At 72.0% G+C, this 23,889-nt stretch carries 26 protein-coding genes; 13 read left to right on the forward strand and 13 right to left on the reverse strand.

The features are described from left to right. The first annotated feature begins 98 nt into the window (after positions 1 to 98). Positions 99 to 1,142, forward strand: coding sequence for a LacI family DNA-binding transcriptional regulator (locus RIN75_RS38690; RefSeq protein ID WP_309117077.1), 1,044 nt, complete (start codon positions 99 to 101; stop codon positions 1,140 to 1,142). Between the two features lie 181 nt (positions 1,143 to 1,323). Here RIN75_RS38690 and RIN75_RS38695 read toward each other — a convergent pair whose 3' ends face one another. Then, positions 1,324 to 1,863 carry a hypothetical protein gene (locus tag RIN75_RS38695; RefSeq protein WP_309117078.1) on the reverse strand — a complete coding sequence of 180 codons (540 nt, stop codon included), beginning with the start codon at positions 1,861 to 1,863 and terminating at the stop codon, positions 1,324 to 1,326. Next, positions 1,863 to 3,137 (reverse strand): lytic polysaccharide monooxygenase, encoded by a 1,275-nt coding sequence (locus RIN75_RS38700; RefSeq protein ID WP_309117079.1) that lies wholly within the window; start codon positions 3,135 to 3,137, stop codon positions 1,863 to 1,865. The genes RIN75_RS38695 and RIN75_RS38700 overlap by 1 nt, the downstream gene beginning before the upstream one ends. A gap of 145 nt (positions 3,138 to 3,282) precedes the next feature. Between RIN75_RS38700 and RIN75_RS38705 the strand changes: the two genes are divergently transcribed. The 4 genes from RIN75_RS38705 to RIN75_RS38720 all read left to right on the forward strand — a co-directional run bounded on the left by RIN75_RS38705 (position 3,283) and on the right by RIN75_RS38720 (position 6,273). After that, positions 3,283 to 4,140, forward strand: coding sequence for a PfkB family carbohydrate kinase (locus tag RIN75_RS38705; protein ID WP_309117080.1), 858 nt, complete (start codon positions 3,283 to 3,285; stop codon positions 4,138 to 4,140). Positions 4,141 to 4,224: 84 nt separating this feature from the next. Then, positions 4,225 to 5,247 (forward strand): C40 family peptidase, encoded by a 1,023-nt coding sequence (locus tag RIN75_RS38710; RefSeq protein ID WP_309117081.1) that lies wholly within the window; start codon positions 4,225 to 4,227, stop codon positions 5,245 to 5,247. A 51-nt stretch (positions 5,248 to 5,298) separates the two neighbouring features. Beyond that, positions 5,299 to 5,775: a hemerythrin domain-containing protein gene (locus tag RIN75_RS38715; protein ID WP_309117082.1), complete on the forward strand. Its 477-nt coding sequence runs from the start codon at positions 5,299 to 5,301 to the stop codon at positions 5,773 to 5,775. A gap of 156 nt (positions 5,776 to 5,931) precedes the next feature. Then, the gene (locus RIN75_RS38720; RefSeq protein WP_309117083.1) at positions 5,932 to 6,273 is read left to right on the forward strand and encodes an STAS domain-containing protein; all 342 of its coding nucleotides are present in this window, start codon (positions 5,932 to 5,934) and stop codon (positions 6,271 to 6,273) included. A 4-nt stretch (positions 6,274 to 6,277) separates the two neighbouring features. On the opposite strand, the gene RIN75_RS38725 is transcribed toward RIN75_RS38720, so the two are convergent. The 8 genes from RIN75_RS38725 to RIN75_RS38760 form a co-directional block, all read right to left on the reverse strand. Next, a complete protein-coding gene (locus tag RIN75_RS38725; RefSeq protein WP_309117084.1) occupies positions 6,278 to 8,125 on the reverse strand; it encodes a CheR family methyltransferase in 1,848 nt (615 codons plus the stop codon). A gap of 51 nt (positions 8,126 to 8,176) precedes the next feature. Continuing rightward, positions 8,177 to 8,908 (reverse strand): ATP-binding protein, encoded by a 732-nt coding sequence (locus RIN75_RS38730; protein WP_309117085.1) that lies wholly within the window; start codon positions 8,906 to 8,908, stop codon positions 8,177 to 8,179. Next, on the reverse strand, positions 8,905 to 9,918 hold the full coding sequence (locus tag RIN75_RS38735) for a chemotaxis protein CheB (RefSeq protein ID WP_309117086.1): 1,014 nt from the start codon (positions 9,916 to 9,918) through the stop codon (positions 8,905 to 8,907). The genes RIN75_RS38730 and RIN75_RS38735 overlap by 4 nt, the downstream gene beginning before the upstream one ends. 208 nt (positions 9,919 to 10,126) lie before the next feature. Beyond that, the gene (locus RIN75_RS38740; protein WP_309117087.1) at positions 10,127 to 10,564 is read right to left on the reverse strand and encodes a hypothetical protein; all 438 of its coding nucleotides are present in this window, start codon (positions 10,562 to 10,564) and stop codon (positions 10,127 to 10,129) included. Between the two features lie 8 nt (positions 10,565 to 10,572). After that, the gene (locus RIN75_RS38745) at positions 10,573 to 11,427 is read right to left on the reverse strand and encodes an OmpA family protein (RefSeq protein ID WP_309117088.1); all 855 of its coding nucleotides are present in this window, start codon (positions 11,425 to 11,427) and stop codon (positions 10,573 to 10,575) included. Between the two features lie 433 nt (positions 11,428 to 11,860). Further along, the gene (locus RIN75_RS38750; protein WP_309117089.1) at positions 11,861 to 12,508 is read right to left on the reverse strand and encodes a hypothetical protein; all 648 of its coding nucleotides are present in this window, start codon (positions 12,506 to 12,508) and stop codon (positions 11,861 to 11,863) included. Between the two features lie 173 nt (positions 12,509 to 12,681). Further along, positions 12,682 to 12,816, reverse strand: a complete 135-nt coding sequence (locus RIN75_RS38755; protein ID WP_309117090.1) for a hypothetical protein — start codon at positions 12,814 to 12,816, stop codon at positions 12,682 to 12,684. Further along, positions 12,813 to 13,199, reverse strand: coding sequence for a hypothetical protein (locus tag RIN75_RS38760; protein WP_309117091.1), 387 nt, complete (start codon positions 13,197 to 13,199; stop codon positions 12,813 to 12,815). Before RIN75_RS38760 ends, RIN75_RS38755 begins: the two co-directional genes overlap by 4 nt. Before the next feature lie 103 nt (positions 13,200 to 13,302). Between RIN75_RS38760 and RIN75_RS38765 the strand changes: the two genes are divergently transcribed. Beyond that, positions 13,303 to 13,623: a DUF3140 domain-containing protein gene (locus RIN75_RS38765; protein ID WP_309117092.1), complete on the forward strand. Its 321-nt coding sequence runs from the start codon at positions 13,303 to 13,305 to the stop codon at positions 13,621 to 13,623. A gap of 254 nt (positions 13,624 to 13,877) precedes the next feature. Here the strand turns inward: RIN75_RS38765 and RIN75_RS38770 are convergent, their stop codons facing one another. Further along, positions 13,878 to 15,182 (reverse strand): NAD(P)/FAD-dependent oxidoreductase, encoded by a 1,305-nt coding sequence (locus RIN75_RS38770; protein WP_309117093.1) that lies wholly within the window; start codon positions 15,180 to 15,182, stop codon positions 13,878 to 13,880. Positions 15,183 to 15,243: 61 nt separating this feature from the next. Here RIN75_RS38770 and RIN75_RS38775 point away from each other — a divergent pair, with 61 nt between their 5' ends. From RIN75_RS38775 to RIN75_RS38795, 5 genes are all read left to right on the forward strand, one after another. Then, entirely contained in the window at positions 15,244 to 15,957 is a 714-nt protein-coding gene (locus tag RIN75_RS38775; protein WP_309117094.1) for a beta-phosphoglucomutase family hydrolase, read from the forward strand. Further along, on the forward strand, positions 15,954 to 18,305 hold the full coding sequence (locus RIN75_RS38780) for a glycosyl hydrolase family 65 protein (RefSeq protein WP_309117095.1): 2,352 nt from the start codon (positions 15,954 to 15,956) through the stop codon (positions 18,303 to 18,305). The genes RIN75_RS38775 and RIN75_RS38780 overlap by 4 nt, the downstream gene beginning before the upstream one ends. Before the next feature lie 422 nt (positions 18,306 to 18,727). Next, a complete protein-coding gene (locus RIN75_RS38785) occupies positions 18,728 to 18,880 on the forward strand; it encodes a hypothetical protein (protein WP_309117096.1) in 153 nt (50 codons plus the stop codon). 71 nt (positions 18,881 to 18,951) lie between these two features. After that, positions 18,952 to 20,124, forward strand: a complete 1,173-nt coding sequence (locus RIN75_RS38790; protein WP_309117097.1) for a sugar ABC transporter substrate-binding protein — start codon at positions 18,952 to 18,954, stop codon at positions 20,122 to 20,124. 193 nt (positions 20,125 to 20,317) lie between these two features. Beyond that, complete coding sequence (locus RIN75_RS38795) at positions 20,318 to 20,701, forward strand: hypothetical protein (protein WP_309117098.1); 384 nt, start codon at positions 20,318 to 20,320, stop codon at positions 20,699 to 20,701. On the opposite strand, the gene RIN75_RS38800 is transcribed toward RIN75_RS38795, so the two are convergent. Beyond that, the gene (locus RIN75_RS38800) at positions 20,611 to 21,369 is read right to left on the reverse strand and encodes a hypothetical protein (RefSeq protein ID WP_309117099.1); all 759 of its coding nucleotides are present in this window, start codon (positions 21,367 to 21,369) and stop codon (positions 20,611 to 20,613) included. The genes RIN75_RS38795 and RIN75_RS38800 overlap by 91 nt on opposite strands. 62 nt (positions 21,370 to 21,431) lie before the next feature. Here RIN75_RS38800 and RIN75_RS38805 point away from each other — a divergent pair, with 62 nt between their 5' ends. Next, positions 21,432 to 21,932: a DUF2087 domain-containing protein gene (locus RIN75_RS38805; RefSeq protein ID WP_309117100.1), complete on the forward strand. Its 501-nt coding sequence runs from the start codon at positions 21,432 to 21,434 to the stop codon at positions 21,930 to 21,932. 22 nt (positions 21,933 to 21,954) lie between these two features. Here the strand turns inward: RIN75_RS38805 and RIN75_RS38810 are convergent, their stop codons facing one another. Further along, positions 21,955 to 22,770 (reverse strand): aldo/keto reductase, encoded by an 816-nt coding sequence (locus tag RIN75_RS38810; protein WP_309117101.1) that lies wholly within the window; start codon positions 22,768 to 22,770, stop codon positions 21,955 to 21,957. An 84-nt stretch (positions 22,771 to 22,854) separates the two neighbouring features. Between RIN75_RS38810 and RIN75_RS38815 the strand changes: the two genes are divergently transcribed. Continuing rightward, positions 22,855 to 23,325, forward strand: a complete 471-nt coding sequence (locus RIN75_RS38815) for a winged helix-turn-helix domain-containing protein (protein ID WP_309117102.1) — start codon at positions 22,855 to 22,857, stop codon at positions 23,323 to 23,325. Positions 23,326 to 23,889: the final 564 nt, after the last annotated feature.

Genomic DNA, 23,889 nt, shown 5'->3' on the forward strand with positions numbered 1-23,889 from the left:
AGGCCCCCTCTTTCGGCGCCGGCACTGAGAGCGGCGTCACCCGCGAGTTCAACGAAGTGAAACATCTTCCGATAGTTTCGGTGACGTAGACTGCGTCCATGCCGACCAAAGCCGACCAGTCTTCGCCGGATGGCACCACCTCCGGCAAGATCACCATTGCCGACATCGCGGCCGAGGCCGGCGTATCGGTACCGACAGTTTCGAAGGTGATGAACGGCCGCGCCGACGTCGCCCCGCACACCCGCGAGCGGGTCGAGGCGATCATCCGGCGGCACGGGTACCAGCGGCGGTCCGACGAGCGGTCGCGGCGCTCCAACCTGGTGGAACTGATGTTCCACGAGCTGGAGAGCGCCTGGGCGCTGGAGATCATCCGCGGCGCCGAGCAGGTCGCGGCGGAGCAGGGCCTGGCCTTGGTCCTGTCCGAGTCGCAGGGCCGGCTGACTCCCGGTCACGGTTGGCTGGAAGGCGTGATCGCGCGCCGGCCGCTGGGCGTGATCTCGGTCTTCTCCGACCTGACCGCCCAGCAACTGGCCAAGCTGCGGGCCCGCGACATCCCGGTGGTGGTGGTCGACCCGATCGGCGAGCCGCAGGACTCGACCCCGTCCATCGGCGCCACGAACTGGAACGGCGGCCTCACCGCGACCCGGCACCTGATCGAGCTGGGACACCGCCGGATCGCCATGATCGGCGGCCCGGAACGCGTCCTGTGCAGCCGGGCCCGGGTCGACGGCTACCGCGCCGCCCTGGAGACGGCAGGCTTGGCCTTCGACCCCGCCCTGGTCCGCTACGGCGACTTCCACGTCGAGTCGGGCCATAGGCAGTTCGCTCCTCTGCTGGAACTCCCCGACCCGCCCACGGCGGTGTTCGCGGGCAGCGACCTCCAGGCCCTGGGCGTGTACGAGGCGGCCCGGGCGGCGGGCCTGCGGGTGCCGGAGGACCTGTCGGTGGTCGGCTTCGACGACCTCCCGGTGGCCCAGTGGGTCGGCCCGCCGCTGACCACCGTGCGCCAGCCCTTGCAGGACATGGCGGCGGCCGGCACGCGGCTGGCGATCACGCTGTCGCGCGGAGACGAACCGGAGCACCGCCGCATCGAACTGGCGACCACCTTGATCATCCGCCAGAGCACCGCTCCCCCGCGCTAGATCGACAAGACCTTCGGGCGGACAAGGGTTGAAGAGGGTGGACCCGCCCCCGGGCCGCGGGCTCCGGCAACCGCTTGCGGAGGGCGGTCGGGGGCGGGTTCCCGTCTCGTCTGCCACCGTCACGAGGGCGAAGCCGGACACCGCCGAGTCGGTTCGCCGTGGAGGTCGGTGGGACGAGCCGTCAGTGGTGGTGATGGCCCTCGAACTGGACGTACTGGCAGCCCGGCGTCTCCGCGGGCAGGGTGTGGCCCCCGGTCTGCGGGGCCGGTTGGGTGCAGGTCAGCCGGTGCAGGCCCAGCAGTTCCAGGCCGATGGTGCCGCTGAGCGCGAAGCCGTTGCCGAAGCCGAAGTCCGGGTTGTCGCTGATCTGCCCCGCCTTCATGGCCTCCTGCCACGACTTCTGGAACTCGGCCAGCTTGTCTCGCCGGAACACCACCAACCCCAACCTCTCGTACGGACCCGCCTTGCACGTCGCCCACCGGTCCACGTACGGCGCGTACAGCGTCGCCCGCAACGGCCCGACGAACTCGGCGAACTCCTCGATGGTCCGGTCGGTGGGCTCGGCGCACTCGCCGGTCTTCTCCTGCACCCACGCCGCGACCTCCGCCGGGCTGCCCAGCGGTGGCCCCAGCGCGCCCGAGCCCAGGCCGGTGGAATCGGACGCGCCGCACGCGACCGACCCCACCAGCAGCGCGACCAGGACCGCGCAACGGGCGAACATCACCCGCACCGCGCGCCGTTGAGGGTGAACGACGTGGGCGCCGTGGCCGGACCCGTGCCGTTGAACCCGAACGACGTCGACGCGCCCGCCGCGAGGTTCTGGTTCCAGCTCGCGCCCTTGGCCGTGGCCTTGCCGTCCGCCACGGTCACCGTCGCCGACCACGCGTGGCCGACGCCCTGCCCCGCGGGCACGTCCCACGCCAACTGCCAGCCGTTGACCGCGGCCGTACCCGTGTTCTTCACCGTCACGTTCGCCGTGAACCCGCCGGACCACACGCTCGGCGTCGCCCACGTCACCGTGCACGCCCCGGGCTCACCACTCCCCGGACCCGTGGTCACGCTGACCGCGGCAGAGGGCGGTGACGTGTTGCCCACCGCATCCCTTGCCACCACGTAGAACTGGTACGCCGTCGCCGGCGTCAGGCCGGTGATGGTGGCCGTGGTGCCGCTGCCCGACGCGACCTGCACGTCCGTCGCGCCCGCCTCGCGGAACACCTGGTAGCTCGACACGCCGACGTTGTCCGACGACGCCGCCCACGACAGCGTCACCGAGTTCGAACCCGCCGTCGCGGTGGGCGTGCCGGGCGCGGTGGGCGCCTGGGTGTCGCCGCCGCTGCCGCCCTCGAAGATCACGTCCGAGCAGCTGTAGAACGCCTCGGGGCTGTCGTTGCGCTGCCAGATCGAGTAGATGACGTGCCGGCCCGACTTGTTCGGCAGGGTCGCCGTCCACGTGTACTCGCCGCCGACCGCGACCGGGTTGGTGATCGTGTCGAACGGCACCGGCTCCAGGTCCGACCACTTCAGCGGCTTGGTCACGTCGAACCCGTCGCGGGTCACGTACTGGTCCCAGCGGCCGGGGTGCGGCGCCCACGCGTTGTAGTGGATCGTGATCTGCGAACCCGCCCGCAGCGTGGTCGTCGGCCAGTCGTCGCGGGCCAGGTTGTAGGCGTCGTACTTGGTGGTCGGGCCGCACAGGTCGCCGTCGGCGATGATCTCGCGGTGCCGCCCTGCGGCGTTGGAGATCAGGTTGCCGTACCAGTCCCACAACGGCTGCTTGCCGCCGATCGCCACGGCCGCCTGGCACGCCGGGTTGGTCGGGCTGAGGTCGCCGCCGCCGCTGCCCCTCCGACCGTCCTCGTAGCAGGCGTAGGTGCGGCTGGCCGGGTAGGTCATCGAGCCGTGCGCCACCGCGACGCCGCTCTGCGCGAGCACGGTGGTCACGCCGGCGATCCCGAGGGCGGCGAGAGCCAACGCCCCGAAGCGCTTGAGTCGCAAAGGATGTCTCCTTCAGATCGACGGTGATCTGGCAGGGGTCCAACAACGCACTGGATCTGGGAGCGCTCCCAGAAACACCATGGCAGCCCGGTGACCCCGCGTCAACGACTCGTTTCAATTGGGGGTCCCGGGGTACCGCTCGACCATGCGCATCGCCGTGGTCGGGCAAATCGCCCGCGACCTCGTCCTCGTCGTGCCCGAGGTGCCCGACGCGGGCGCCACCTCCCCCGTCCTCGAACGCCGCGAAGTGCTCGGCGGCAAGGGCGCGAACATCGCAGTCGACGTCGTCCAGTTGGGCGCATCGGCTTCATTAATAGGTGTCGCCGGGGACGACGAGATCGGCGACCGATTGGTCGAACAGCTCCAGGCGGACGGCGTCGACACCTCGTCGGTCGCGCGGCGCGGCCGGTCGGCGTTGATCGTGGACGTCGTGTGCGACGGGAAGTGGCGCTACCTCCAGGACATCCCGGACACCTCCCTGGTCGCGCCGACCGATCTCGGGCCGTCCGTGGCCGAGGCCGACGCCGTGGTGGTGCAACTCCAGCAACCGCACGAGACCTCGCTGGCCGCCGCGCGCCGGGCCGCCGGGCTCGTCGTGCTCGACGGCGTCGCCACCCCGGACCTGCTCGCCGCCGCCGACGTCCTGCGGGCCGACCAGCACGAGGGCGAGGAACTGACCGGGCGCTCGATCACCTCGTCCGGCGACGCGCTCGCGGCCGGCCGCAACCTGCTGGACCGCGGGCCGTCGCTGGTCGCGCTGGAGGTCAAGGGCGAGGCGAACGTGCTGGTCTGGCCGTCCGGCGAGGCCGTCGTGCCGCTGACCGACGTCGACGTGGTGGACACGACCGGCGGCGGCGACGCGTTCGTGGCCGCGCTGACCGTGGCCCTGGCCCGGGGCGAGCGGCCCGAGGAGGCGGGCCGGCTGGCGGTGGCCGCCGCGGGTCGCGCCGTCGATCACGCCGGCGGGCGGACGGATCTGGGCGGGCTGCGCGGGCACCGGTGATCGGGGACCCCGTGATGGACGGGCGGGGCCGGGTTCCGTAACCTGTCCGAGACCTCGACCTGCCTCACTCGTTCGGGGGATCCGGTGTTCAAGGAGGACCGCGCGATCGTGGCGTCGTACCCCGTTCAGCGCACCGTCCGCGCGGCTCTGGCGGCCACCGCCGTCCTCGCGCTGGCCGGTGGAGTGTCCGTGCCGCACGCCGTCGCCGACCCGGTCCCCACCGACGGTTCCGAGGCGTTGAAGCGGTACTTCGAACTCGCCCACGAGGCCGAGCAGCTCAACGAGCAGCACCTGCGCGCCGAGGAAGAGCTGGCGAAGGCCAACGGCACCATCGAGCAGGCCAACAAGGACCTCGCCGCGGCCCAGCAGGCGCAGGGCCAGTTGCAGGGCCAGGTCGACCTGCTCACCGAGGCATCCTTCGAGGGCGCCCGGTTCACCCAGCTCTCCGCGCTGCTGGTCAGCGACTCCCAGCAGGACTTCCTCAACCGGATGACCGCGCTGGGCGTGCTGGCGGGCGAGAACGCCGAGGCGGTGGCGAGCCTGAGCGCCGCCGTCGACCAGGCCAACGAGGCGACCCGCCGCGCCAACGAGGCCGTGGCCGCCGCCAACAAGGCCATCGCCGACATCGACCAGCGCAAGGCCGCACTGGACGAGCAGATCAACGAGGTCCGCGCGGTCTACCGGGCGCTGCCCGAGCACGAGCGCGACCGCCTGGCGGGCGAGGGGTACACCGGCCCCGTGAACACGCCGCCGGGCAAGGCCGGCGACGCGGTGCAGTGGGCGTTGACCCAGCGCGGCAAGCCGTACGTGTTCGGCTCCAACGGCCCCGGCTCGTGGGACTGCTCCAGCCTCATGCAGGCCGCCTACCGGTCCGTGGGCATCGCGATCCCGCGCACCACCTACGGCCAGGCCCTGATCGGGCGACCGGTGTCGCTCAACGAGGTGAAGGCCGGCGACCTGATCATCTACTACTCCGGCCAGACCCACGTCTCGATGGCCATCGACGGCATCCGCGCCGTGCACGCCTCGACCGAGGGCGTTCCGGTCAAGATCCAGGACATCGAGTCGATCGGCCCGATCAGCACGATCCGGCGAGTGGTCGGTTGAAACGCGGGTACTCCCGGTTCGACCCGTGACCGTCGAGCCGAGGAGGCACCCGTGCCTGACGTCGTCGACCTCATCATGCAGGACCACCGCGAGGTGGAGCGCCTGTTCGACGAGCTGAAGAACAACCCGGAGAAACGACCACTGCTCACGCCCGTGCTGTCCGCGGTGCTCACCGCCCACAGCCGGGCCGAGGAGGACTCGGTGTACCCGGTCGCCCGGGACGAGGCGGGCGAGCAGGAGGAGATCCAGCACAGCCAGGAGGAGCACGTCGAGGCCGAGACGCTGCTGGCCAAGCTCATCGCCACCGACCCCACCTCGTCCGAGTACGAGCAGGTGTTGGACAAGCTGATCGACGGCGTGACCACCACGTCGAGGAAGAGGAGTCCACCGTTCTGCCCGGGATGCGCCGGGAGCTGGAGGACTCGCGCCGCGAGCAGCTCGGCGAGGCCTTCGCCGCCAGCCGCGCCCGGCACATGGGCGGGCTTCCCGGCCAGGCCACCAAGGAGGAACTGGTGGCGCAGGCGCTGAACAAGGGCGTCAACGGCGCTTCGTCGATGAGCAAGGACCAGCTCGAAAAGGCTCTTCACTCGTCCTGATGACGTGCATCACCCGGGTGCGCGGGCCTAGGCTGGTGGGTGCGGGCGGACCGAACCGTTCGGCACGGCCCGCGCACCCGAGGTGATCATGGAGGACAGCCCCGTCGAGCTGTCGGTGGTGGAGTCGTCGTCGGACACCGTGGTCCTCCGGATCGCGGGCGAACTGGACATGGCGACCGTGCCGGCCGCGACCGCGTTCGCCCACGGCCACCTGGTGCGGACGCGGCGGGAACTCGTGCTCGACCTGAGCGGGGTCACGTTCTTCGCCTCCGACGGGATCACGCTGCTGCTGACGATGCGCTCGGCGTGCCAGGCGGTCGGGAAGTCGTTGCGGGTGATCGCCACCACGCCCGCCGTGCTGCACCCGCTGGAGGTGGCCGGGCTGCGGGAGCACTTCGTAATCACCACCGACATCGAGGAAGTCGGCTAGCGGCTCAGGCCTGCTGCTCCATGACGAGGATGGCGCCGTTGGAGCGGACCGCGTTCGAGCGCAGCGAGCTGCACACCACGCGCACCACGACCTCGCGGCCCTTGCGGTTGACGGCCGCCACCTTCACCTCGGCCAGGAACGAGGCGTCGGCCAGGGCCTGCCGCACGACCGGGCGCAGGTCGGCCACCGGGAGGCCGATGTCGAGGTTGAGCAGGTGCTCGTTCTCGGCCTCGTCGCGGCGCAGGCCCCAGAGTTCCTCGGCGCCGCGGTTCCAGGCGATGACCCGCATCTCCAGGTCCAGGACGACCACGCCGGCGCGCAGCGAGGTGAGGATGGACTCCAGGAACTCGTTGACCTGGTCCAGTTCCCCCGTGCGCTCGCGGAGGGTGTCGTTGATGTTCTGGAGTTCGTCGTTGGTGGACTGCAACTCCTCGTTCATGGTCTCCAGTTCCTCGTTGGTGGACTGGAGTTCCTCGTTGGTCGTCTCCAGCTCCTCCACAGTGGACTGGAGTTCTTCGTTGGTGGTCTCCAACTCCTCGTTCGTGGACTGGAGTTCCTCGTAGGCGGACTCGAGTTGGCGGTTGGCGTACTCCAGGTCGTCCAGCAGCCTGCGGGCCGCGGTGACGTCGTGGAAGACGATCGAGACGCCGAGGACGGTGTTGTCGGCGGCGATCAGCGGGTTGAGGTGGATCTCCAACCACAGCGACTCGCCGGGCGGCCGGACCCACTCGATCTCCTTGATGCGCACGGCTCGGCGTTCGGCGCGGGACTGCTCCACGTGGCCGCGCAGCTCGACCGGGCGGTAGGACAGCTCCAGGTCGCGCAGGGGACGCCCGATGTCCTTGGCGGACAAGCCGAACATGGTCTCGGCCTGCCGGTTGGCCAGGGCCAGGACGTCGTCGCCGGTGACCACGACCTGGGCCACCGGGCCGGCGGAGAAGGCGTGCTCGCGGAGCTGGTCGAGGCCGCCGACGTCGAAGCGGCGGTCCTGGACCAGCGCCTGCGTGACGAGGTGCGCGGGACCCTCGGAGCCGCCCACGACCTTGCGGAAGATGCGCCGCTTCAGGTCGATCGGGTCGAAGATCCGGCTGTGCGACAGCAGCATCTCCGCCTTGCCCAGGAACAGCACGCCGCGCGGCAGCAGGGCGAAGTGGAACCGGCCGAGGATCTTGGCCTGGGTCTCCTGGTTGAAGTACATCAGGGTGTTGCGGCACACCAGCAGGTCGATGCGCGAGATCGGGGCGTCCTGGACCAGGTCGTTGCGGCCGAAGATGACCGAGCGGCGGAGGTCCTTGCGGAAGGCGTGGCGGCCGTCCTGCGGCTCGAAGTACCTGGTCACCAGGTCCGCGGGCACGCCCTGGAGTTCGCGGTCGTGGTAGACGGCCTGCCGGGCGTGGGCGAGGGCTTCGTCGTCCACGTCGGTGGCGTAGATCTTGACCCGCCGGCGGAACCGGTCCGGCCCCAGCGCCTCGGCGAGCACCATCGCGAGGCTGTAGGCCTCCTCGCCGGACGCGCAGCCCGCGCTCCACACCCGGACCGGGTCGTCGGGACCGCGCTCGGCGAGCAGGGTCGGCACGACCTCGTCGCGCAGGTGGTCCCAGGCCTCGGCGTCCCGGAAGAACCCGGTGACGTTGATCAGGATGGTGTTGAACAGCGCGTTGAACTCGTCGGCGTTGACCTGGAGGTGGTCGATGTAGTCGATGTCGTCGTCGATGCCGATCTGCGCCATCCGGTGCCGGACGCGGCGCATGAGGCTGCTCCGCTTGTACCCGGTGAAGTCGAACCCGCGGGACTCCTTGAGGTAGCGCAGCACCTCTTCGAAATCGGCGTCGGGCCCCCGGCGGTCGGTCACACCGCGGAACGCTACTCGCCGCGCGGCGCCGCATCCGATCAAGCCGGCCGGTCACCCGCCGGCGTCGAGCACCGCCCACACCACCTTGCCGCCGGCGGGCCACGGCGTGTGCCCCCAGACCCGGCTGACCTTCGCCACCAGCGCGACGCCCCGGCCGCCCGGCCGCGGCCCCGGCGCGCGCCGCACCGGCGGTGCCGCCGCGTCGTCCCGGACCGCGATGGCCAGCGCCCGGTCGCGCAGCTCCAGCCGCAGGTGGGGGGCGCTGCGCGCGTGGTCGACGGCGTTCTCCACCAGTTCGGTGACCACGAGCAGGGCGTCTTCGAGCACGTCGTGGAGGTGCCACCGGGCGCAGGTGTCGCGCACGAACCGGCGGGCCATGAGGGCGCTGACCGGCGAGGCGGGCAGCCAGGTCTCGTCCCGCCGCCGGTCGGGCCGTCGCCGCGCGTCCGCGATCGCCTCCCGCACCGACGGGAAGTGCCGGACGAACGTCCCCGCGCCGCCCTCGTCGAGCAGGCGCCGGTGCTCCCGACTCGCGCCGACCAACAGCAACGGGACGCCCGGCCACTCGGAGACCCGCATCCACACGGTGGTGAACACCGACATCACGGCGCGCGTGGCGACCTCGAAGCCGTCGTCGAGCACCACCACCACCGCGAGCGGTTCGGCCAGCGCGAACTTGAGCAGGCCGTCGCGGAACTGGGCGTAGGTGCTGAGGTCGAGCCGGCCGACCGGGTGGACGACCGCCGCGCCCGCCTCGGTGTCCACGTCGAAGGTCAAGGTCATGCGTCGGGCTCCGGGTGGGCGTGTCGGACGAACGCGCCGGAAAGCAGGTGCGACCGCAGCACCTCGGCCGCGGACGACGCCTCGACCTCGGTGGCCCGGTAGCGCTCGACCAGCGGCCGACTCCCCCGCGCCCGCGCCGCCCGACCCATCCGCCGGGCCAGGGTCGCCTTCTCCTCCAGCGTCCGCAGCGCGGTCCAGAGGGCTCTCTCCAGGGCGGTGTCCTGGGCTTCCAGGAGGGCTTCGGCGGTCCAGGCGTGGCCGACGTGGCAGCGGAACCGGGTGTGGTCGGCGTCCAGCGAGGTCAGCGTGCCGTGGCAGTCGGGGCAGCTGAAGGTCGACGGCGTCCCCATGCGACTCACCTCACCCCGTGGCGCACCCGCCTCGTCGGCGGACAGCGCGGTCTCCTTGCGCAGCAGGTCGGACGGCTCGCCGGCGTCCGCGACGGGGCGGCCCGCCACCTCCCGCAGCAGCACACCCATCTCGGCCGCGGGCAGCACGTGCTCGACGTGGAGGTTGCGCAGGACCGCGGCGGGCATGCCCGAGTAGAGAGCGTCTTCCGGGTCCTGGACGACGGCCAGCCCGCCGCGCGAGGTGATCGCGACCATGCCCGCCGCGCCGTCGTCCAGCGTGCCGGACAGCACGACGCCGATGACGGAAGGACCGCGGGCGACGGCGGCCGACCGGAACAGCGCGTCGACCGAGGGGCGGTGGCCGTTCTCGGTGGGTCTGCGGGACAGGCGGACGGCGCCGTCGGTGACGATCAGGTGGTGGTCGGGCGGGGCGACGTGGATGCGGCCGGTGCGCAACGGCATCCCGTGCTTGGCGCCGACGACGGGGAGCGGACCGCTGCGGCGCAGGATGGCGGGCAGGGCGCTGGTGCCGCCGGCGGGCATGTGCAGGACCACCGCGACGGCGGCAGCCAGGCCGTCGGGAAGTCCCCCGACGAACGCCCGCAACGCTTCGACCCCTCCGGCCGACGCGCCGACGACGATCAGGTCCCTCGAAGGCATGGGGTCACCTCTGGTCGTGGACACCCCGGTGGTGCGGAGGGTACTCGCGACGACTCAGTGCTCCGGGGTCCGACACGGGACGGCGGTGGGTCGGCCGGCGGCAGGAGTCGGCCGGCGGCGGAGGGGCGCGACCGGCGGCGGAGGGGCGCCGTCGGTGGCCGTCGATGGCGATCGGGGCGGCGATGCGGATGTCGGCGGCGGGCGGGTTTCAGCGGGCTTGGGCTGCGGCGCTCTTGGGCCGCCAGCGGGTGTAGCCGGCCTCTTCGGCTTCGGCGATCGAGCGGAAGGTCACGTCGCCCTTCATCCGCTTGAAGTACGGCGAGTCGGGCGTGTGGAAGATCATCGACTTGGCACTGCCCTTGACCTGGACCACCTCCTCGGCAGCCACCGCTTCTCCGGATTCTTCGGGCTCTTCCACCGGGTCGGCTTCGAGCGTGGGCGTCGGCGCGGAACCCGCCGCCGCCGTCGATGTCGGTTGGGTTGGGATGATCACCGTTCCCGCGGCCAGGGCGGGGCGGGTGGTGGGGCGGGAGAGTTCGGCGCGCAGGTTGCGGATCGTGGCGCGCAGGGGCAGCCAGGTCAGGACCGCGCCCGCCAGGAACGCGAACCCGCACAGGACGAACATCTGGGCGAACAACCAGAACACCGCTGCTCCTAGCTAATCAGGACGTCGACTTGGCGCGTGGCCGGGTCCGTGTTCTCCGGCGCGGAGTCGAGCACGACCGCCGTCCGGATCCGGTCCGGCCGCACCCCCTGCGCGACGAACAGCGCCCGTACCGCGTCCGCACGCTGCCGGGCCAGCGCGGGAGCGTCCGGGTGCTCGGTGGAGGCGTGGCCGTTCAGCGTGATGGCGGCGGTCGGCGCCACCAGCAACAGGCGGCCGACGTGGTCGACCAGGACCGGGCCGTGACCCTGCCACGCCGTGGACGACGGCTCGAAGCGAAACCCGCCGCCGCCCTCGATCATCGCCGTGACCGACCGCTGGAGCGCGGCGAGGTCGACCTGCGCACCGACGTCCACCCGGGGGTCCCGCGCGCCCAAGGCGGTGAGCGCCGTGCGCAGCGTCGTGGCGCGGGGCTCGTCGGGCACGGTGGCCCGGACGCTCAGCGCGTCGGCGGTCGCAACGGCGGTGAGGTCGTGCGCGGACGCGGCTACGGCGGCGGCCACCACGTCGGCCACAGTGGTCGCGCTCAACGGCGAACGGTTGCCGCCCTCCGCGAGGAGGTCCGTCACCCGTAGGTTCGTCACCTGGAGGTCCGTCACCCGGTGGGAGGTGATCTTGTCCCGAACCGCGTCGACCAGCGCACGGTGCTCGTCCTCGTCGGCGACGCCACCCGCGAGCAGCACCTCGTCCGCCCGCACGGCGACCGCGAGACGCCCGGCGGCCTCCCGCTGTGCGAACTCCCGCTGGGCGACCCGCGCGCGAGCGAAAACCCCTGATGCCGCAAGGAGAGCGGGCACCAGCAGGGCACCGACGAGCCACGCTCGCCACGCCGGGGATCTCAGCACCGGGCGTTCGTACCGGAAGTGCCCGTGCCGATGCCACCAGCCCGCGCCGTACCCGCAGGACACAGCCCGGCAATTCACCTGTCCAGGTGACAATCATTCGCGCGCAAGGGGAATCGCAAGGGGAATTCCGTCGGCCAAGACTTGAGGCACCCCCGGCGCGACGGTCTGAAACGCCAAGGGGTAGGGTTCCCCAGTCGCACCGATCAGGACGGCGGGACCGGCCGACGGCAGACGTGAAAAGCCTTGTGGGATACGGGGAATGGCCGGATTCCGGGCACGGCGGATCAACGGCCCGGCCGGGTCGGACCGCCGAGTCGTCTGAAGTCCGCACGCGCCAAGGCATGCGTCATCGCGCTCACGCCCCCGAAGCCCAGGCGCGAACCGTTCCCACCACGTCGAGCCGAAGCGCGAACCTCAGCCGCGATCGTCACCTTCAAGCGGCGTAAGGCAACACCCCCGTCCGACACCCGCACCGACTGCACACCGGGTGCGCGGGCGCCTGCACCACCACCTCCGCCAGCAACCGGCGCGAGTCCTCGAACGTCGGCGGTCGCTTGCCGGGCACCAGTAACGAGTCCAGCACCTCCTGCCACCGCCGCGCCCGGGCCCGCGCCCGCTCCACCGGGTCGCGCAGCCGGGCCCGCGACCGCACCTCCTCCCGGGCCCGCTCCCCCGACTCGCCCAACGGCCGCCGGGGTCGCGGCGCGGTGAGCCGGGCGTTGCGGCGGTTGACCCGCCACCACTGCCCCAGCGTCATGCCGGCGACCGGGGGGCGCGCACGCCGCGCGCCCCCCTGCCACCACGACCAGAGCCGCACGCGGAGGAAGTCGTGCGCGGCCTGGTCGCGGCTCCTGGGTCTGCCCTGCCTGGTCCCATCGGGCCTGGAGTCCACGGCCGCCAGCAGGGCGTCGACGCTCCACCCCTCGCGCAACCACGGCTCCACGACCTCGCGCAGCAGCGCGCGGTCCGCGTCACCCCAGCTCGCACGCAGGCACAGCGCCTCGACGGCCGTGTCGATCTCGTCGTCGGTCTCGGGGATGACACGGCCGGGCCACTGCCGGGGATCGAGCTGTACGCGCATCCCTAGCTCCCTTCCGAACGCGTACCGAACACCTGTTCGAGATAGTGCCAGAGAGGTACGACAATTTCGGGTGCCCGGGGCGCAACGAACTTCGGTCGAAAGCAAAACTGCTGGTCGAAGGCTTGTGGCGGTGGCGACCGCGACGAGTGCGCGCGCGGTCGCCACCCGGCGGGTCAGGGTTCGTCGACCTCGGCCTCGATGCTGCTCAAGGTCGACTCGACGTCGTCCAGACCGGGGTCGTGGACGGCGTCGTCGCGGCACGCCACCAGGGACGCGAGGAGTGCCGCGACGACCAGCGCGGCTCTCACTTCACGCCGCAGTGGTCGGCCTGGAACTTGTCCACCCGCTCCTGCACCTTGCCCAGCCGGGCGAGCTGGTCCCCGCGCCGCTCGGCGCGCTTGTCCAGGCGCTCGGCGCGGGCCGTGTCGCCCTCGTCGCGGGCCTTCTGGGCCTGCGCCTTGAGCCACGCGGTGGAGCCGACGACGTCGGCGCCGCCGTTGATGCGGGTGGTCAGCCGGTTCACCCGGTCCTCGACGCGGGGGAGCCGCTGCTCGCAGATCTTCTTGACCTGCTCGGGGCTGAGCGTGACGGGCGCGTAGGTCTTGTCCTGCGCGGACGCGACACCGGTCGTGGCCAGGCCGACCCCCGCGACGGCGGCGGCGACGGCGATGCGACGGATCCATGTGTTCATGCGTCCACGATCGCGGGACGCGGTGAGCACCCGGTGCGGCGAATGTTCGGGTTGTGCAAAGAACGGGGTTTGAGCCGCGCCCGGGACGGCAACCCTTCGCGCCATGACCGACACCCTGTGGGACGAGTTCCATCGCGTGGTGAACATGACCTCGCTCGAACTGGAGGACTGGCTGCGCACCCGCTCGGCGGACGAGAACACCGAGGCACTGCCCGACCAGGCGGGCACCCCGACCGGCCAGGAGGTGCTGAGGGTGCTGCGCAAGCGGCGCACCGACCTGACCACCGAAGACGTCCGCGTGATGCGCAAGGTCGTGGAGCGGGTCCACGAGCAGCGCCGAGAGGACCTGGAGCCGACCGCCGGCGAGGCCCACTGGCGGCACCGCCTGATGTCCATCGGCCACGACCCGCTCAAGCCCGCCTGAGACGTCGCCGGCGGTCCTGCCCGGGAGAGGTCCGGGCAGGACACCCCAGCCGGCCTGCTCGACCATTGCCGAAGCTCATGTGCGATGCCCTCGGGATGTGGCCTCCGGCCCCCGGTTCCATGATCGCACGAGGTACCGACAAAACCTGATCGCACGACGAGCCGACAAAACCTGATCGCACGACGAGCCGACAAAACCTGATCGCACGACGAACCGACAAAACCTGATCGCACGACGAACCGACAGAACCGGCGCTAGTGCAGGACGGGGCCGGCGTCCACGCGGTCGGCGTCGCCCAGGCGCACGCCCGAGGCCGGGACCAGGCCGAACTGGACGACCTGGCGGCGGGCCAGGAGTTCGGTGAGCCAGTCGGTGGCCACGCGGAGGCGGTTGCCCGGCATCGCCAGCAGGTGGTAGCCGCGGGCCACGACCTTCGCGGGCCAGCCGGTCAGGGGGACGTGCAAGGGGTTGGCGACCGCCTGGCCGCCGGACAGGTCGACCACGAAACCCAGGTCCCGGTGGCGGTAACGAGCCGGTGTGCCGTGGCCCAGGGACGCGGCGACGTTGCGGCCAGCGAGTTTGCCCTGGCGTTGGGCGTGTTGCGCGGTCATGGGGGTGGGCTTGCCGTTGTTGTGCACGTCCGGCACGGCGGCCACGTCACCGGCGGCGAACACGTGCGGGTGGTCGGGCACCGTCAGGTCCTCCAGCACCACCAAGCGGCCCTTCTCGGTCGGCAGGGCGACGGACTCGACAAGAGGGTCGGGGCGCACGCCCACGCACCACACCACGGTCTTCGACGGGATCTCGCTGCCATCGGTCAGCTTCGCGCACGACGGACTCACCTCGGCGACGCTGGTCTTCAACCGCACGTCGACCCCGCGCGACCGCAGAACCCTCAGCGCAGGCCCGGACAGGCGTGCGTCCAAGCCCGGCAGCACCCGGTCCGCCATGTCGACCAGCACCCACCGCACCGGGGGCGCGCCGGGACGGCCCTTCAACGCCGCGGCGGTGAGTTGTTGGCCCTGCGCCACCAACTCGGTCCCGGTGTACCCGGCGCCGACCACCACGATCGTGGCGCGGGCGGCGCGTTCGGCCGGGTCGGTGGCCTGTTCGGCCAGCTCGACCTGGCGCAGGACGTGGTCGCGCAGGAACACCGCCTCGGCCACCGACTTGAACCCGTACGCGTGCTCGGCCACGCCCGGGATGGACATCAGCCGGGTCACGCTGCCCGACGTCAGCACGATCCGGTCCCACTCCAGGACCTGTTCACGCCCCTCGACGTCCACCGCCGTGCACGTCCGCGCGCCCAGATCCACCTTGGTCGCGTGCGCCTGCACCAGCCGGGTCCGCGGCAGCTTGGGCCGCAGCGGCACGGCGACCCGGCGCGGGTCCAGCGTCCCGCCCGCGACCTCCGGCAGCAGCGGCACGTACAGCATGTAGTCGGTCGGGTTGACCGCCACCAGCTCGGCGGCGTCCGGCGGCAACGACCGCTCCAGCGCCCGCAGGCAGTGGTAGCCCGCGAACCCCGTTCCGACGACCAGCACCCGTGGCTTGGCCATGGTCCGACCACCTCCCTTTTCTGCCGGGTACCCCGCGCCCGGAAGGGGTAGACACGAGAGCATGAGCACCGGGCTGCCCGACGGGATCACCGCCTGCCTCTTCGACCTGGACGGCGTGCTGACCAGCACCGCTGTCCTGCACCGCCGCGCGTGGCGGCGCACGTTCGACGACTTCCTGCGCCCCCGCGGCGAGCCGCCGTTCGCCGAATCCGACTACGTCAAGTACGTGGACGGCCGCCCCCGCTACGACGGGGTCCGCACCTTCCTGGCCTCCCGCGGCATCACGCTGCCGGAGGGGTCGCCGGACGACCCGCCCGACCGCGACACCGTCCACGGCGTCGGCAACCGCAAGAACGAGCTGATCGACGCGATCATCCGGCAGGAGGGCGTGACCCCCTACCCGGGCACCGTCCGCTACCTGGACGCGGTCCACGGCAAGCTCCAGATCGGCGTCGTGACCTCGTCGGCGAACGCGAGCCGGGTGCTGGACGCCGCCGACCTGTCGAAGTACGTGCAGGCGCTGGTGGACGGCGTGGTGATCAGCCGGGACGGGCTGCGCGGCAAGCCCGCGCCGGACTCGTTCCTGGCCGGGGCGAAAGCACTCGGCGTCGAGCCGGAGCGGGCGGCGGTGTTCGAGGATGCGCTGGCCGGGGTCGCGGCGGGGCGTGCGGGCGGCTTCGGGTACGTGGTGGGCGTGGACCGCGCGGGTCAGCGCGCGGCGCTGCTGGAGAACGGGGCGGACGTGGTGGTCGAGGACTTGGCGGAGCTGCTGTGACCGGTTACGAGATCCAGCCCTGGGCACTGCGGTGGCACGGTCTGTCCGTGCCCGACCTGCGGCGGACCGAGTCGACGTTCGCCCTGTCCAACGGGCACATCGGCATGCGCGGCACGCTGGACGAGGGCGAACCGCGCGGCCTGCCCGGGACCTACCTGAACGGCTTCTACGAGGAGCACGCGCTGCCCTACGGCGAGGGCGGCTACGGCTACCCCGAGGCCGGGCAGACGATCGTCAACGTCACCGACGGCAAGGTCATCCGCCTGCTGGTCGAGGACGAGCCGCTGGACATGCGCTACGGCCGGGCGCTGGACCACGAGCGCATCCTGGACTTCCGCACCGGCACGCTGCGCCGCCGCACCGAGTGGGAGTCCCCGACCGGCCGCCGGATCACCGTGCGCAGCGAGCGGCTGGTGTCGTTCACGCAGCGCGCGGTCGCGGCGATCCACTACGTCGTCGAACCGCACGACGACCTGCAACTGGTGGTGCAGTCCGACCTGCTGGCCAACGAGCCCATCGAGCACCGGGGCGGCGACCCGCGCGTGGCCGCCGCGCTGGACGCGCCGCTGGTCGCGGCCTTCGCGTGGGCCGAGGGCACCCAGGCCGTGCTGGCGCACCACACGCGTTACTCCGGCCTGCGCATGGCCGCCGCGATGGACCACGAACTGGACGTCACCGACGGCGTCCGCACCAGCATCCACGCCGAAGGCGACCTGGCCCGCTTCACCGCCGCGCTGGACGTCCCGGCGGGCGGCGCGCTGCGGCTGACCAAGTACCTGGGCTACGGGTGGTCCGCGCAACGCTCGGTGCCCGCGCTGCGGGCGCAGGTCGACGCGGCGCTGGCGGGCGCGCGGCAGACCGGCTGGGAGGGGCTGCTGCGCGAGCAGCGGGTGTTCCTGGACGACTTCTGGGAGGTCGCGGACATCGAGGTGGACGGCGACGACGAGATCCAGCAGGCGCTGCGGTTCGCGCTGTTCCACATCCTCCAGGCCGGCGCCCGCGGTGAGACCAGGGCGATCGCCGGCAAGGGCCTGACCGGTCCGGGGTACGACGGGCACGCGTTCTGGGACACCGAGATGTTCGTGCTCCCCGTCCTGACCTACACGGTCCCCGACGCCGCCCGGGACGCGTTGCGCTGGCGTCACTCCACACTGCACAAGGCGCGCGAGCGGGCCGTGGTCCTGGGCCAGCACGGGGCGGCGTTCCCGTGGCGGTCCATCAACGGGGCCGAGTGCTCGGCGTACTGGCCCGCGGGCACGGCGGCGTTCCACGTCTCCGGCGACGTGGCCCACGCGGTCGCCCAGTACACGGCGGCCACGGGGGACGCGGAGTTCGACCGCGACTGCGGCACCGAGCTGCTGGTGGAAACCGCCCGCCTGTGGACGTCGCTCGGCCACCACGACCAGCACGACGGCTTCCGCATCGACGGCGTGACCGGGCCCGACGAGTACTCGGCCATCGTGGACAACAACGCCTACACCAACCTCATCGCGCAGAAGAACCTGCGCGAGGCGGCGGACGCTGCCGAACGCAACCCGCAACAGGCCGCTGACCTGGGCGTCAAGCCGGAGGAGGTGGCGGCGTGGCGGCTGGCGGCGGACAAGATGCTGGTGCCGTTCGACGAGTTGCTGGGCGTGCACGAACAGGCCCAGGGCTTCACCGCCCACGCCGAGTGGGACTTCGACCGCACGCCCGAGGACGACTACCCGTTGCTGCTGTCCAAGCCGTACTTCGACCTGTACCGCAAGCAGGTGGTGAAGCAGGCGGACCTGGTGCTGGCCATGCACGTGCGCGGGGACGCGTTCACCCCGGAGCAGAAGGCGGCGAACTTCGCCTACTACGAGGCGCGGACCGTGCGGGACTCGTCGCTGTCGGCGGGCACGCAGTCCGTGCTGGCGGCCGAGGTGGGGGCGCTGGACCTGGCGTGGGACTACCTGGCCGAGGCCGCGTTCACCGACCTGCACGACTTGCACCACAACGTCCACAACGGACTGCACATGGCGTCGTTGGCGGGGGCGTGGATCGCGTTGGTGGCGGGGTTCGGGGGGATGCGGGACCACTCGGGGCTGACGTTCGCGCCACGGCTGCCACCGACGCTGGGGCGGATGGCGTTCCGGATGTCCTACCTGGGGACGCGGTTGTGCGTGACGGTGACGCGAGACGAGGCCACTTACCGGATCGTGTCCGGCGGGGCGTTGCGGACGGCGCACCACGGCAAGCCGATCGTGGTGGAGCCGGAGGCGCCGTTGACCCTGCCGATCCCGGACCCGCCGGTGGCGCCGGCGGTGCGGCAGCCCTTCGGGCGGGAGCCGGTGCGGCGGGAGGCGCGAGAACCGCTGGAGCGGTGAGGTGCCCGGCCAGGGCTCCTCGGGGGGAGGGGAGCCCTGACCGGGACTTGCAGGCGGCCTAGGGGGGCGGTGGCCGCCTACGCCATCATCGTGCGCGCGGGCACCCCCGTTACGCGGTGATCAACCGTCTCCTGCACCACTTGCGCGGTGCCACACTGCCCGAGGATCGGGTGGCGGACCAGGTGTGCCGGCGGATTGCCTTCGGACCATTCGAAATGGCAATGGGGACGCACGTCCGCCGTATCGCGCTGGGCGCTCGCGACAGCCGGTAACCGTCCACTTCGATCTCGCACACCACAGGGGTGACCCTCCCGCACGGAGGGGATCGTTACCGCACTTGTGCGGGTTTCACCTGAAAATGGGTAACCCACACAGGTGAGATGCGCAGCGCGGAAGCGGTACGCCGGTCAGTATCCCCGGATGTGAGTTCAACACCGATCTACGACGAGCTGGCGGCGACCTACCTCGCCGACCTCGACCTCAGCGCCCTGGACCGGCCCGGGCCGGAGCCCGTCGTCGCTCCCGAACCCGCCCCGCCGACCGAACCGCAGCCCCGGGGCCGCACGCAGGCGTGATCTTGACAGCCCGCCGCACCCGGGGGTAGTACGACTGGTGGGGCCGCCGCCCGTGGGGAAGGTGGAGCGGCATGCGCGTGCGGGCGGTGCTCACGGCGGTTTTCCTGCTGGCGGCGTGCGCCACGGCGCCCCCGGAGCACGTCATCCTCACCTGGTGGGACCACCTCGACCACTCCCCCGCCGCCGACCAGGCCGTCGCGGCCCTCCTCGCCCGCCACCGCGCGGAGCACCCGAACGTCGAGATCAAGCGGACGACCATGCCGCGCGCGGACCTCGAAGAGCGCCTCGCCCGAGGTCCCCGGCCGGACGTCGCCACCGTGGACGTCGCCGCGCTCCCCCGCCTCGCCGCCGCCTCCGCCCTCACCGACCTGACCGGGCGGTTCGAGGCCTGGGACCTGCCGTTCGTCGAACCCGCCCGGGACGGCGTCCGCCACGACGGCCGCTACTACGGCGTGCCGCTGCGCACCGACACCCCCGTCCTGCTCTACAACCGGGACCTGTTCGCCGCCGGCGGGGTCGCCGGACCGCCCGCGACCTGGCAGGACCTGCGGGTCACCGCCCAGTCCCTGACCGGGCCGGGGCGGTGGGGCCTGTGCCTGGCCGTTGGCGCGGGCGACGACCTCACGGGCACGTTCCTGCCGTTCCTGTGGCAGGCGGGCGGGGACGTCCAGGACATCACCGGAGCCGTCGATGCACTGTCCTTTGTGGACTCCCTGATGGCGAGCGCGCATCCGGATTCCTTGCGGTGGAGCAACTCCGACGTCACATCGGCGTTCACAGAAGGCCGGTGCGCGATGATGGTGAACGGCCCGCGCGCCGTGCCCGCGCTCAACGCCGCCGGTCTCGACTGGGGCGCGGCGACGTTGCCCGCAGGCCCGGCCGGTACCGCGTCGCTGGTCGGCGGCGAGGCGTGGGTGGTGGGGGCGGGCACCCCGCACGCGGACCGGGCGTGGGACGTGCTGCGGTGGCTGGCCGAGCAGCCCGACAACGCCACCGAGTTCGGCGCGGCGCTCCAGGCGGTGCCCAACCGGACGGACACCGCCACGGACCCCGGGTGGCAGTGGGACCCCAACCTCGGCGCGTTCACCACCCAGCTCACCACCGCCCGCTCCCCCTACACGCCGCGCCACCCCGAGGTCTCCGCGGAGCTGTCCGCGATGCTCCGCGCGGTCCTGCACGAGGACCGCCCACCGGCGGACGCGGTGACCGACACCAAGCCGCGTCTGGACCCGCTGCTGCGCTGAACCGCCCTGCAAGTTGCAGATCGTTTGCAGCAAACCGGGCTGTGGAGCCGAAAACCGCCCGCCGCGAGCCGTTCGCACCAGCACGCCTGCCGCTCACCGACGACACCGCCCGAAAGTGGGGACATCCGTGCGTCGCGCGGGCAAGGTATCCGGTCTCGGGCGTCGCCCCGCGACGACCGGGTATCCGGAGGGCATGCGGAAAGAGGCACCGGTGAAGGACAAGGTCGAGAAGGGCGACACCGAGACGCGCCCGTGGCTGACCCGCGCCCAACTGCTCGCACTGGTCGTGGGATCCCTCCAACTGGTGTTCGCGCTGGTGCCGGTGCTGCCGATGAGCCCGGCCAACCAGGCCCTGCACGTGTGCACGGGGCTGGTCGGGCTCGCACTGGCGTGGAAGCACCAGTACGCGCGCCTGTACGGCATCGCGCTGCTCCTGGTCTACGGCAAGCTCTACCTCGACGGCGTCGACACCTCCACCACCTGGCTTCAACTGCCCACGCTGGAAACGGCCGCCAACGGGCGGTCCGCGCTGGCCGGTCTGGTGATCGCGCTGGTGCCGGCGGTGGCCCGGCGGTAGTCGCCCGCGGTCATCGTGCCGTCGGGGTGGAAGCGCAGCTTCGGGCTGCTGCTGCGGGCGATCGACTCGAACATCACCCGGTCCGCGGCGGTGGTCGGTCGCCAGTACATGTGGGCGCCGTGGGTCACGCCCATGTTGAGGTCGATCATGGTGGCGACGGCCCGGTCGTAGCGCCGGCCGGTCAGCGGCAGGCCGCCGGAGGCGTGGATGTCGAACACGTCGTGGTCGCCGGTCAGCGGGCGCAGCACCCCGCGGCGGTCGAAGCCGTGCACCACGCCGTCGCGCACGAGGTACTCACCGAGCCGTTCCAGCAGCGCCATCTTCGGACCGAGGTGGTCGAACTCCTCCCGGCGCTGGGTGAAGCGCTTCAGCAGCCGGTCGGTGACGCCGTAGCGGGGTAACCGGGGCCGGAAGAAGCCGACCAGGCCGCGGTAGCGGTGCCGGGCGCCCAGCCGGACGTCCAGGTCGTCGATGGTCTTGGCCTTCACGGCTTCGGGTTTGGGCAACGCGCCGTCGCGCAGCCAGGCCACGGCGTGCGGGTTCGTGGCCCGCACGTCGATGACGAGGTCCTGCTCCGCGGCCACCTGCTGGAACTTGCGGGCGTTCTCGGTGGGCATGCCGAAAACCGGCTCCACCGACGCCATGGGGAAGAGGTGATCAGTGCGCACGGGTATTAAGGTCCGCCCGAAAAGCGCATGCACCAGAGCGCCGGCTTCGGTTAGCTCTAAGCGTGACCCCTGATGCGCTGATCGGACTCCTCGCCGGTCCAGACCGGTTGCGCGTGGTGGCCGCACTGGTCCTTGGTGCCCGCAACGTTACGGAGATCACCGAAGCGACCCGTTTGGACAACCGCGTCGTGGACCGGGCGCTGCGCAAACTCCGCACCGCGGGATTGGTGGCAGCCTACGGTGAGGAGCTGGTCCTGCGGGAGGAGGTCTTCACGCACGCCGCCCGCGTGGAGCGGCCGAAGGAGGATCCGTTCCTGCGGGACGGACGGCTGCTCAAGCTGCCGGCACAGCGCGGGCGCCGGCGCGAGGTGCTGGAACGGGTGGTCGTGGTGTTCGAGCCGGGTCGCCGGTACGGCGAGCGGGAGGTGACCGAGGCGCTGCGCGAGCGGTGCGAGGGCGGCGAGGTCGACCACGTGACCGTGCGGCGCTACCTGGTCGACGAGGGCCTGCTGGACCGGGCCGACGGCGTGTACTGGCGCACCGGCGGCCCGGTCGAGGTGTAGGTCCGGGTTCTGCTCTCGGGGTCTAGTTGAAGTGGTCCGGGTGGGGGCCGATGCGCTCGCCGGTGTCCAGGGACGCGATGCGGTCCAGGTCGGACTCGTCCAACGCGAAGTCGAAGACCGCGAAGTTCTCCGCGATGCGGCTGGGCGTGACCGACTTGGGGATGACGACGTTGCCCAGCTGGAGGTGCCAGCGCAGCACGACCTGAGCCGGCGTGCGCCCGTGCTTGGCCGCGATCCCGGTGATCACGTCGTCGCGCAGCAGGTCACCGCCCTGGGCGAGCGGGCTCCAGGCCTCGGTGGCGATGCCGTGCCGGGCGTGGAAGGCGCGCAGGTCGGCCTGCTGGAGGAGGGGGTGCAGCTCGACCTGGTTGACCGCGGGCACGGCGCCGGTGGCGTCGATCACGCGTTCGAGGTGGGCGGGCTGGAAGTTGGAGACCCCGATGGCCCGGACGCGGCCGTCGGCGAGGAGCTTGCCCAGGGCGCGCCAGCTGTCGACGTAGCGGTCGCGCCGCGGGGCGGGCCAGTGGATGAGGTAGAGGTCGAGCCGGTCGAGGCCGAGCTTGGCGAGACTGGTGTCGAACGCGCGGAGGGCCTCGTCGTAGCCCTGGTCGGAGTTCCAGAGTTTCGTGGTGATGAACAGCTCGTCGCGGTTGTGGCGCGCGATGGCCCGGCCGACGGGTTCCTCGTTGCCGTACGCGGCGGCGGTGTCGATGCTGCGGTAGCCGACCTTGAGCGCTTCGGCGACGGCGGCTTCGGTGTCCTCAGTGGACACCTGGAAGACGCCGAAACCCAGCTGTGGCATGGTGACGCCGTTGTTGAGCGTGATGGTCGTCGTCATGGTGGCCATGATGCCCGCTGTCAACGACTCCCACTTCCTGGACGGCGTTGACCCCGTCCGAGGTGGTCTGGTCCGATCGGTCTCGTGACCGAGGTGACGACCGTGGAGGTGACGGTCTCCATCCGCCTGAGCGCACCGCCCGGCCAGGCGCTGGACGCCGCGACCCACCTGGCGGAGACGCTGCGCGAGGCCCTGGACGTTCCGACCACCGAGGTGGTGGTGGACCTGCCCGTGCCGCGAGCCGACCTGCGCATCCTCGCCGACTCGAGGCGCGTGCTGCACCGGGGCCGCGACGTGGAGCTGACCAGGCTCGAATTCGACCTGCTGCACCACTTGTGCACCCATCCGCGGCAGGTGCACCGGCGGACGGCGTTGATGAGCAGCGTGTGGGGGGCGACTTCGTTCATGGACACGCGGACGGTGGACGTGCACGTGCGCCGCATCCGCCGCAAGTTGGGCGAGGCTGCTTCGCTGATCACCACGGTCCGCGGCGTCGGCTACCGCGTGGACGACCTTTACCCGGTCTCGGTAGAACGCGACGCCCTAGCCGGCTAACCCTCCACCCCGCCGACAACCCACACTCCCTCGCCCCACCCCACACCCCCTCCAGCCCCCTCCGCCGCCCGCCACGCACCCCTACGCACCTCCACCACCGACCAACCGCCGCTACGCACCCTCCACCGCCCACCACTCGCCCTACGCACCCTCCGCCACCTGCCACGCGCCTTACGCAGCCTCAGCCGCCTGCCACGCTCCCTACGCAGCCTCAGCCGCCTGCCACGCGCCTCTCCCACGTCAGCCAGCCGCCACCAGGCAGCCTCCGCGCCGCAGCTCTCTCGCGACACGTGCCAAGCCACGCGCCCCTCAGCCAACTCACTCTCCGGCCACGCGGCCCCGAAACCCGGCCCCCACCGCGACGATGCAGGTCCCGGCCGAGGGTGCGGCGGCGACGCAGGCGCGAGCCGGGGGCGTGCGGGGCGGCGGGGTGGCGCAGGCCGCGAGCGGGGGTGCAGCGGCACCAGGCGGCGGGAGCACCAGGCGGCGGGCGGCAGCGGGCGGCGACGGGCGGCGGGCGGCAGCGGGCGGCGGCGGGCGGCGGCGGGCGGCGGGCGGCGGCGG

Origin of the sequence: Saccharothrix sp., from assembly GCF_031180885.1 — a bacterium.
Lineage (GTDB): Bacteria > Actinomycetota > Actinomycetes > Mycobacteriales > Pseudonocardiaceae > Actinosynnema.